Genomic DNA, 6544 nt, shown 5'->3' with positions numbered 1-6544 from the left:
GTCGGAGACGACGAACTGGGGGGACAGTGAAGATAAGCCGCCGCACTCTGCAACGACTGACCGCCGTCTGCCTGGTGATCGCAGGCCTGGTCGGCGCGGAACTGTACGTCCGCCACGTCGCCAACAGCAAGGTCGCCGAAGCGGTGGCCTGCGAGGTCAAGGACCAGGCCACCGCATCGTTCGGGGTGGCGCCGTTGATGCTGTGGCAGCAACTCACCAAGCACTACACCAACATCTCGGTGCAGACCGCCGGTAACCAGGTCCGCGACGCCAAGGGCATGAAGATCGACATCAACATCCGCGACGTCCGGCTCAAGGACACGCAGGACTCCAAGGGCACGATCGGCTCACTCGACGCGACCGTCACCTGGACGTCCGACGGCATCAAGGAGTCGGTCCAGAACGCGATTCCGGTGCTGGGCCCGTTCGTCACCAACACCGTGACCACCCACCCCGCCGACGGGACCATCGAGCTGAAGGGCATGTTGGACAACCTGACCACCAAGCCGGTGGTGTCGGGGACCGGCCTTCAGCTGCAGATCGTCAGCTTCAATGCGCTCGGCTTCACGATGCCCAAGGAGTCGGTGCAGTCGACCCTGGACGACTTCACCTCGCAGTTCACCAAGAACTACCCGTTGGGCATCCACGCGGACAGCGTGCAGGTCACCAACGACGGTGTGACCAGCCACTTCTCGACGCGTAACGCGAGCATCCCGACCGGCAACAACAACGACCCCTGCTTCGCCAACCTCTGACAATTCAGCCCGTTCGGCAACGATGCGCGCCGGCACGGCGCGTTGAGGCGCCGGACAATTCAGCCAAGCCCGTCGAGCACGGCACGGGTGCCGGACAGGCCGAGCCGGGTGGCGCCGGCGTCCAGCATCGCGAGCGCGTCCGCGGCGGCGCGGATGCCGCCGCTGGCCTTGACGCCCAACCGGCCCCCGACGGTCTGACTCATCACGGTGACCGCGCGCACCGACGCGCCCCCCGCGGGATGGAACCCGGTCGAGGTCTTGACGAAGTCGGCGCCGGCGTCCTCGGCCGCGCGACACACCTGGACCAGCGTGCTCTCGTCCGTCCCGGAGAACAGCACCGCCGACTCCACGATCACCTTGAGCACCGACCCGGCATCCACGTCGTTCATGGCGGCCCGCACGGCCGCGATGTCGGCCCGCACCGCGTCGATGTCTCCCGCCAGCGCGGCGCCGATGTCGATGACCATGTCCACCTCGGCGGCCCCCGACGCCACGGCCCGTTCGGCCTCATGCGCCTTGACCGCCGAAATGTGCTTGCCCGACGGGAAACCCGCGACGCTAGCCACCCGGACGCCCCCGGTGCGCACCGCGACCGGAACCATCGACGGCGACACGCACACCGCGTAGACGCCCAATTCGGCGGCCTCGCCGACGAGCGCGGCCACGTCCGCCTCGGTGGCCTCGGGCTTGAGGAGCGTGTGGTCGACCATCGCCGCCAGCTGCGCCCGGGTGGGTTTGCCGGCCACTAGAACCTCTCCTCGGGCCCGCCGGGATTGCAGCCCGACGCGACCATCTCGGCGTCGTCGACGACCGGGCGCCACGGCTCCAAGTTCCAGCTGGTCTTGCCGGGCTCGGCCACCTCGGCGAACTGCCAGTGGCAGATGAACTGCGCGCGCATCCCCGGGGTGTCCGCGTCCGGCGACAGCGCCAGCACCTCGCCCCACGCCTCGTCGGCGAGCGCGACGTTGCCGGGTTGCCCGGCGGCGGCCGCCCGCCCCGACGGTGTCGGGAAGACGCGCAGGCTGCTCATGCCGCGCCACTGCCCCCACTCGGTGTGGTCGATGAACGGCGGGGACGGCAAAACCGGAGCGGCCGCCGCGGTGGCCGCCGGGCCCCACAGCGCGAGAAGCACGGCGGCGGGCGCCGTCAGCAGCGCCTTCATCCGGCTAGCGCGACTTACCTTGGATTTCCAGAAGTTTCGGCCGTACGTCCACGAGATAGACGCCGGCCGCGCACGCGGCGATCGCCATCCCGAGTACCCCGAAAACAAAACTCAGGATGGACGTCAGCGCGACAGCCAGCCCCAGGATCACCAGCCACACCGGCTTGGTCAGCTTTTCCGCGGCCGTGTACGCGTCGGGCCGCTGCAGCGCGGCGTGCACGAACGCGTATACCGCCGTGACCAAAACGGCGATCTGCAAGACCAACATGACGGTTCCCACGAGGTGGCTCACGCCTTAAGCGTATGCGGGCCCCGTCCCAAACGTCGACTCAGAGTTGCCCGAGGGCAACTCCGAGTCGACCGTCGGACTTACTTCTGGGTGACCTTCTTGGCGGACGCCTTCTTGGCCGGAGCCTTCTTGGCCGGAGCCTTCTTGGCGGGCGCCTTCTTGGCGACGGCCTTCTGGGCCTTCTTCGCCGTCTCGTCGGACTTCTTGGGCAGCTCGATGCCGACCAGCTTGGCTGCACGCTCGCCGACCGCGCGGGTCTGCGATGCGACGGTGCCCAGCGCTTCCTGGGTCAGCTCGACGGCCTGGTCCACGTAGCCCTCCGCGCGCGCGGAGGCGTCGTCCAGACCCGTCTGGCTGCGCAGCCGCTGCAGGGCGGCCTCGCCCCGCTCGACCAGCTCGTTGTAGCGGTTGGTCGCGGCGTCCAGGTAGCCCTCGGCCGCCTTGCGCAGCTCGTCGCTGGTGAAGCGCTCGCGCAGCTCGCCGAGCTGCTCGGGCAGGTCCTCCTGCAACTTGGTCAGGCGAGCGCGGCTCTCCTCCACCCGGGTGCGGGTGTCGACGCGGGTCTCTTCGGCGCGATCACGCAGGTTCGCGATCAGCTCGTTGACCGTCGCCAGGGCCAGGTCGGCCGCGCCGAGGGCCGCGAGCAGCGGAGCCCGCAGATCTTCGATGTTGGTGTTATCCGCCATGGTGATTCCTTTCGTTAACGGCGTTCTTGGGTGTTGCTATGGGAGACGAAGGGCTGTAATCCAAGCGGTCGGTGGTCTATGCGTGCCGGCCAGAAGGGGGAAGCTCACTCGCCGTTGGGTTCGGTGGAACACTCCTCGTCGCTTGGTTCACTGATTTCATTTTGTTGGGTGAACGATGTGTAGATGTCGAGCAGAACCTGCTTCTGGCGCTCGGTGATCGCGGTGTCGGTGATAATGGCGTCGCGCACCTGGCTTTTGTCGCTCGGCTCCAAAATCCCGGCCCGCACATAGAGAACCTCGGCGGAAACCCGCAAGGCCTTCGCGATTTGATTGAGCACGTCGGCGGACGGCTTGCGCAATCCGCGCTCCACCTGGCTCAGGTACGGATTGCTGACCCCGGACTTTTCGGCGAGTTGGCGCACCGAGACCTGCGCGAGTTCGCGCTGGGTGCGAATGAAGCTGCCGATGTCCGAGGCCATGTCGGAGGCGGCATTGGACACCTTCGCGGAGAGCTTCTCCTCGGGTGCCATGGCGCGCTCCTGGGTCGGATGGTCGATGGTGACGGCCATCAGACTACTACAAGTGCTTGCTATTGCAAGCACTTGTTAGCACTACTAGAAAAGTACCTGCGCGACCGCGTAGATCACCAGGCCCGCCAGCGACCCGACCACGGTCCCATTGATCCGGATGAACTGCAGGTCACGGCCCACGTGCAGCTCAATGCGCCGGCTGGCCTCCTCGGCGTCCCAGCGCTCGATGGTGTCGGTGATGATCGCTGTGATCTCGACTCCATATTGCGAAACCAGGTGCTGGGCCGCCCGCACGATCCAGTTGTCCACCTTGTCGCGCAGGTCGGCGTCGTCGCGCAGCGACTCCCCGATGCGGACCACCGTGTCGGCGATCCGGGTGCGCAGCGTGCTGGACGGGTCGTCCACGCCCTCGAGCACCAGCCGTTTCAGCGTCTTCCAGGCCGTCGCGGCGGCATTGGCGATCTCGTCGCGCGCCATCAGCTGCTCTTTGATCGCGTCGGCGCGCGCGATGGTGTCGGCGTCGTTTTGCAGGTCGTCGGCGAATTCGAACAGGAACCGGGTCGCCGACCGGCGCAGCTCGTGATCGGGATTGCGGCGCACCTTGTCGGTGAAATCCATCAGCTCCCGGTGGATGCGGTCGCCCACCAGGTGGTCGATGAACCGCGGCGACCACGTCGGCGAGTCACGCTCGACGACCCGCTGGATCACCTCGCCGGCGTTCAGCGACCATTGGAAGGCCCGGTCGGCCAGCAACTGGATAAGTGCCTCCTGCCGGTTCTCGGCCAGCAGTGTCGCCAGGACCCGCCCGACCGGCGGCCCCCACTGGGGCTCGGCGATGCGCCGCACGATCATCCGGTCGATCACCTGCTGGACGTCCTCGTCGCGCAGCAGCTCGACCAGCACCCGTAGCACCGTGGCGGTCTCGCTGGCCACCCGCTCGGCGTGCGAGGCCTCCGACAGCCACTTGCCGAGCCGTCCGGGCACCTGGGCGTCGCGGAGCTTGGTCTCCACCACAGGGGGCGACAGGAAGTTCTCCCGCACGAAGGTGCCCAGCCCCTCGCCGAGCTGATCCTTCTTGCGCTTGATGATCGCGGTGTGCGGGATGGGGATGCCCAGCGGATGCCTGAACAGCGCCGTCACCGCGAACCAGTCCGCGAGGGCGCCCACCATCCCGGCCTCGGCGGCGGCACCGACATAGCCGACCCAGGCGCCCAGGTTCGCGTGGGCCTGCGCCCAGCGGCAGCCGAGGAACAGGCCGGTGGCGCCGATCAGAAAGCTCAGCGCCACCGCCTTCATCCGGCGCAGCGCCACCCGTCGCTCGGCGTCGGCCTGCGGGTCGGCGCCGGCGAAGGATTCGGCGAGCGACGGATGGGGACGCCCGGTTCCGCTCGACGGGGTCGTCGGGGCGGGGGCCGCCGCGCGGGGCCCCGGTGCTTCGCCTCGGGGCGAGGCTCTGTGTACCACCACTCCATCATTCATCGTTGCGGGCGTTTGGTGTGACCGCACTGTTCACAAGCCCGCGAGGGGCGCGCGGTCACCGTTCGAAACAGGCCCGCACGCCGTATTATCGAGGGCGTCTAGTGAATGGGATATCGGCGACAGTGGCAGAGCGAACGTTGGCGGCGGCGGCCAAGACGGATGGCCGCAAGCGGCGCTGGCACCAACACAAGGTGGAGCGCCGCAACGAGTTGGTAGACGGCACGATCGACGCGATCCGGCGGCAGGGCGGCGCCCTGAGCATGGACGACATCGCCGCGGATATCGGCGTATCCAAGACGGTGTTGTATCGCTACTTCGTCGACAAGAACGACCTGACGACCGCCGTGATGATGCGGTTCACCCAAACCACCCTGATTCCCAACCTGGCCTCGGCGCTGACCTCCAATCTGGACGGCTTCGACCTGACCCGCGAGGTCATCCGGGTGTACGTCGAAACCGTCGCGAACGAACCCGAGCCATACCGCTTCGTGATGTCGAACAGCTCGGCCAGCAAGAGCAAGGTGATCGCCGACTCCGAGCGCATCATCGCCCGCATGCTCGCGGTGCTGATGCGCCGACGCATGCAGCAGGCGGGGATGGACACCGGCGGGGCGGAGCCGTGGGCCTACCTGATCGTCGGCGGTGTGCAACTGGCCACCCACTCCTGGATGTCGTTCCCGCGCATGAGCCGCGACGAGTTGATCGACTACCTGACGATGCTGAGCTGGAATGCGTTGAAGGGCATCGTCGAGGTAGGCGGATCGCTGGAGAAGTTCCGCGAGGAGCCCCACCCGTCGCCGATCGTTCCGCCCCGCGGCCAGTAGATGCGTCCCCGCGGGGCGCCCAGGGCGGTTCTCATTTTGTGAATTCAACCCGTTTCGTGTGACGCTATGACCCGCTAGTGAGAACGACGTGCATCGCCCGCAGCGACTAGCATGCAGAGGGTGCACCGGGGGCGACGCAGCTGCGCCGGGCGTCCCTGCCTCCGTGTAAAATGAAAGGCTCTTCTCGACATGTCTGTGCAGCTCACGCCGCATTTCGGAAACGTGCAAGCCCACTACGACTTGTCCGATGATTTCTTCCGGTTGTTCCTGGACCCCACCCAGACGTACAGCTGCGCCTACTTCGAGCGCGACGACATGACCCTGGAAGAGGCGCAGCTTGCCAAGATCGACCTGGCGCTGGGCAAGTTGAATCTCGAGCCGGGCATGACGCTACTCGACATCGGTTGCGGCTGGGGAGGAGCGCTGCACCGGGCGATCGAGAAATATGACGTCAACGTGATCGGGATCACGCTGAGTCGCAACCAGTTTGCCTACAGTAAGGCCAAAATGGCCGCCATCCCCACCGACCGCTCCGTCGAAGTCCGGTTGCAGGGCTGGGAGGAATTCGACGACAAGGTCGACCGAATCGTCAGCATCGGCGCCTTCGAGGCGTTCAAGGCCGACCGGTGGCCGGCCTTTTTTGAACGTGCCCACCACATCCTGCCCGACGACGGTCGGATGCTGTTGCACACCATTTTGACCTATCAATGGCAGCAGATGCCCGCACTCGGCGTCAAGCTGACGATGAGCGATGTGAGATTCGCGCGATTCATCGGCACCGAGATTTTTCCGGGCGGCCAGCTGCCGACGCAGGAAGAT

The 6544-nt window shown here is 66.7% G+C and carries 9 protein-coding genes; 3 read left to right on the top strand and 6 right to left on the bottom strand.

What is annotated here, in order from left to right:
* On the top strand, positions 1-755 hold a 755-nt coding region (locus A5691_RS21545; RefSeq protein WP_231982309.1), incomplete at its 5' end, for a DUF2993 domain-containing protein.
* Positions 756-814: 59 nt separating this feature from the next.
* On the opposite strand, the gene deoC is transcribed toward A5691_RS21545, so the two are convergent.
* From deoC to A5691_RS21515, 6 genes are all read right to left on the bottom strand, one after another.
* Positions 815-1501, bottom strand: a complete 687-nt coding sequence (gene deoC, locus A5691_RS21540) for a deoxyribose-phosphate aldolase (RefSeq protein WP_067757614.1) — start codon at positions 1499-1501, stop codon at positions 815-817.
* Entirely contained in the window at positions 1501-1917 is a 417-nt protein-coding gene (locus A5691_RS21535) for a DUF2599 domain-containing protein (RefSeq protein ID WP_067782594.1), read from the bottom strand. Before A5691_RS21535 ends, deoC begins: the two co-directional genes overlap by 1 nt.
* Before the next feature lie 4 nt (positions 1918-1921).
* Positions 1922-2209: a DUF2516 family protein gene (locus A5691_RS21530; protein WP_067282206.1), complete on the bottom strand. Its 288-nt coding sequence runs from the start codon at positions 2207-2209 to the stop codon at positions 1922-1924.
* Between the two features lie 77 nt (positions 2210-2286).
* Complete coding sequence (locus A5691_RS21525) at positions 2287-2892, bottom strand: heparin-binding hemagglutinin (protein WP_067757608.1); 606 nt, start codon at positions 2890-2892, stop codon at positions 2287-2289.
* A gap of 104 nt (positions 2893-2996) precedes the next feature.
* Positions 2997-3422, bottom strand: a complete 426-nt coding sequence (locus A5691_RS21520; RefSeq protein WP_067757727.1) for a helix-turn-helix domain-containing protein — start codon at positions 3420-3422, stop codon at positions 2997-2999.
* Between the two features lie 84 nt (positions 3423-3506).
* Entirely contained in the window at positions 3507-4901 is a 1395-nt protein-coding gene (locus A5691_RS21515) for a DUF445 domain-containing protein (RefSeq protein ID WP_067757605.1), read from the bottom strand.
* A gap of 122 nt (positions 4902-5023) precedes the next feature.
* Here A5691_RS21515 and A5691_RS21510 point away from each other — a divergent pair, with 122 nt between their 5' ends.
* Together A5691_RS21510 and A5691_RS21505 are read left to right on the top strand one after the other, a co-directional pair.
* Complete coding sequence (locus A5691_RS21510; protein ID WP_067757602.1) at positions 5024-5725, top strand: TetR/AcrR family transcriptional regulator; 702 nt, start codon at positions 5024-5026, stop codon at positions 5723-5725.
* 189 nt (positions 5726-5914) lie between these two features.
* A partial coding sequence (locus A5691_RS21505; protein ID WP_067757724.1) for a class I SAM-dependent methyltransferase occupies positions 5915-6544 on the top strand: 630 nt, incomplete at its 3' end.

This window comes from Mycobacterium sp. E183 (assembly GCF_001667735.1).
Taxonomy (GTDB): domain Bacteria; phylum Actinomycetota; class Actinomycetes; order Mycobacteriales; family Mycobacteriaceae; genus Mycobacterium.
The sequence above is the reverse complement of the archived record's forward strand: the minus strand, read 5'-3'. Positions and strand labels throughout refer to the sequence as shown.

What these genes read in the sequence shown, in the direction of transcription:
- A5691_RS21535 (WP_067782594.1), bottom strand. Translation starts at nt 1,917, where the DNA reads ATGAAGGCGCTGCTGACGGCGCCCGCCGCCGTGCTTCTCGCGCTGTGG.
- A5691_RS21525 (WP_067757608.1), bottom strand. Translation starts at nt 2,892, where the DNA reads ATGGCGGATAACACCAACATCGAAGATCTGCGGGCTCCGCTGCTCGCG.
- A5691_RS21520 (WP_067757727.1), bottom strand. Translation starts at nt 3,422, where the DNA reads ATGGCACCCGAGGAGAAGCTCTCCGCGAAGGTGTCCAATGCCGCCTCC.
- A5691_RS21515 (WP_067757605.1), bottom strand. Translation starts at nt 4,901, where the DNA reads ATGAATGATGGAGTGGTGGTACACAGAGCCTCGCCCCGAGGCGAAGCA.